Here is a 2,509-nt window from a genome sequence, read left to right on the forward strand (position 1 = left end):
GGCGCCCCCGGCGGGCACGGCCGGCGGGCCGCGGAGGATGTGTCCCGGGTCCGGCCGGAACAGGCTTGGTGTTCCGGCCGGGCAGGGCGGTGGTCAGCGGACGGGGCTGTATCGGCCGAGCCAGTGGTGCAGCAGGGTGAGGGCCTGGAACGGGTGGCCGTCGCGGTCGGCGGGTTCCTGCTGGCCGTAGTCGTCCTTTTCGCGGTCCCAGATTTCATCGACCACCTGGGCGATGGCCTGGCGGATCTCGGGGGCGAGTTCGTCGGCGCTGGCGTGCGGGGAGCTGGCGTGCGCGGGGCGGCGGTCCTCGGTGCCGATCACGTTCGCGACGAACGTGGTCAGGATGTCGAGGGTGTCGACGTCGGGATCGTCGCTGTCGGCGTAGTCCTTCAGCGCCGCGGCGACCTGGTAGCGGTAGGTGGCGTGGCGGACGTCGGCAACGACGGCGCGCAGGAGCTGATGTGTGGTGGCGTCGGTGCGGCCGTGCTGGTGGCAGACCCGGGTGAGGGTGCGCAGTAGTTGCGGCTCGTTGGCGAGTTCGGGGGCCTGGTAGGCGGGTGCCTGGTTGTTGGTCATGTGTAGTGCTCTCCGTGCTGGTGAGGGCACCGGGCATGTGCGATGCCCGGTGCCCGAGAGGTGTGGTGGATTCGCCTGCCGGTGGCGGGTCTCAGTCGAGCTGGGCGCGGCCGGCCAGGTCCGCGCGTTCACCTGCGGCGCGGCCCTGGTCGTAGGCGCTGACCTGGACGCGGCGGCGATAGGTGCGGCCCTTGGTGGCGTCGGGGTGGCGCTTGTCGAGAGCGGCGCGCGCGCGTTCGAGGTCGGAGACGAGCACGAGAGCCTGTGTCGTCGTTCCGGTCTCGGCGTCGCGCGTGGCGGCGGCGGATTCCTCGGCGGCGCTGAGCCGTTCGTTGATGCGGTTGACGTAGCCGAGCATCCAATCCAGGCGCAGGGCTCGGGTTCCTCTCCGGTCGCCGGGTGGTGCGATGAGGCGGGTAGCACCGGCGATCATGCGGGGGTTGAGGATGCTGAACAGCAGTTGCACGCGCTCGGTGTGGATCTTGACGCCGAATACCTGGACTTTCTTGGCGTTGCGGGAATTGTCGAGGGTGATCGTGGAGCAGTGCAGGGCGGCGGCGATGTTGACGAGCAACATCCGTTGCTGAGTGAGGAATTGCCCGGTGAGCTGGAACGTCAGGGCCATGATCACGTCGTTGCTTTTGCCCTCGAGGGTGCTGCGGGCTTCGCTCTCCTCGATGCCGGTCTTGGCGATGAGCTGCATTGCCCGGTTGCGGAAGGCTTCGGCCTCGGCTTCGTTGGCGGCGTTGTCGGCCTGGTTGAGCAGGTGGCCGATGCGCTGGGCCATGGTGTCGCGGCTGCGTTCGGTGGCCATGTGGGTGGTACCTCCTGGGTAGAAAGGAGGCACCGGGCGCGTACCCTGCGCCCGGTGCCTTCGTGAGTTGTGTTGCGGTTGTGTGGTTTTCGTCTAGCGGCCGTACTGCTTGCGGATTTCGTCGGCCTTGATGGCGGCGGCTTGGATCGCGACCAGGGCGGGTTCGGCGGGTTGGTCGAACGGCGCGCCGGTGGCGGTGTCGCGCAGGAATACGCCGAAGGTGGGCAGCTGCCCGACGGTTCGGAGGGCGTTGACGAATTCGGTGGCGTCTTCGGCGTATTCGAATCCCCCGAATTCGGAGAGGCGGGTGAGGAAATCGGCGGTGGCGGCGCACTTGCGGCCCGCGCGGGCGTAGCGGCGACGGCGCAGGATCGTGTGTGCGAGCAGTCGCGGCCAGGTTGCGGCGGCGGCGCGGCGCTGGGCGGGGGTGAGGGCGTCGGCGTGGCGTAGGTGCCGGTGGACGGCGAGCGCGCCGAGCGGGTAGGCAGCCGCGGCTGCGAGCGGGGCAAGGAACAGAACGGTCATGGGATACCCTTTCGCGGATATTGCGCCAGTTCGGGCGCTGGATGGAGGCGAGGCACCGGGCGTCTGCCCGGTGCCTCACCCGTGGGTGTCGTCAGTTGTGTTGGGGTGGTGTGGTTTTCGCGTCTCCTTCGGGTGAGATGTCGTGGACGGGGAATCGGAAGGGTGGTCGGGGTACGCCGGACAGGCGCAGGGCGGGGTGGATGTGGCCGCCGTGGATGATGGCGGCGCGGGTGGGTCGGGTGAGGTCGGCGGCGGCCAGGCGCACGACGGACGGGATGCCGGGGTGTGAGGTGGCGGGGGCGATTCTCCAGCTGCGGCGGATTCCGGTGTCGGTGTGGCTGATCAGGGCGTAGAGCGGGTAGGGGCTGTAGGCGACGAGGTAGGGGGTGAGTTCGTCGAACATCGGTACGCGCTGGCCGGGTTCGGGCAGTTCGCAGGAGTTGTGGAGGTGGCCGACGAGTAGTGCCGGTTCTTCGGTGTCGGTCATGACGACGCTGTAGAGGTCGTAGATCGGATCGTGGTCGTCGTCGTGATGGGTGGTCATGGTCTCCTCGGATCTCGGGTGCGGTGGGGGCGCGGGTGCGCGCTCGCCGG

General features: G+C 69.1%; 4 protein-coding genes. All 4 read right to left on the bottom strand.

The genetic code is table 11. The features are described 5' to 3' along the window. Positions 1–93: 93 nt before the first annotated feature. Positions 94–576 (bottom strand): hypothetical protein, encoded by a 483-nt coding sequence (locus NA4_RS37895; RefSeq protein WP_067481030.1) that lies wholly within the window; start codon positions 574–576, stop codon positions 94–96. Positions 577–667: 91 nt separating this feature from the next. After that, positions 668–1,390 carry a DUF7168 domain-containing protein gene (locus NA4_RS37900; RefSeq protein WP_067481033.1) on the bottom strand — a complete coding sequence of 241 codons (723 nt, stop codon included), beginning with the start codon at positions 1,388–1,390 and terminating at the stop codon, positions 668–670. A gap of 93 nt (positions 1,391–1,483) precedes the next feature. Further along, positions 1,484–1,915, bottom strand: coding sequence for a hypothetical protein (locus NA4_RS37905; RefSeq protein WP_067481037.1), 432 nt, complete (start codon positions 1,913–1,915; stop codon positions 1,484–1,486). Between the two features lie 91 nt (positions 1,916–2,006). Continuing rightward, positions 2,007–2,509, bottom strand: a 503-nt coding sequence (locus NA4_RS37910; protein WP_218022527.1) for a hypothetical protein, incomplete at its 5' end; no start/stop codon positions are given.

The organism is Nocardia amamiensis NBRC 102102 (genome assembly GCF_001612745.1).
In the GTDB taxonomy this organism is placed as follows: Bacteria; Actinomycetota; Actinomycetes; order Mycobacteriales; family Mycobacteriaceae; genus Nocardia; species Nocardia amamiensis.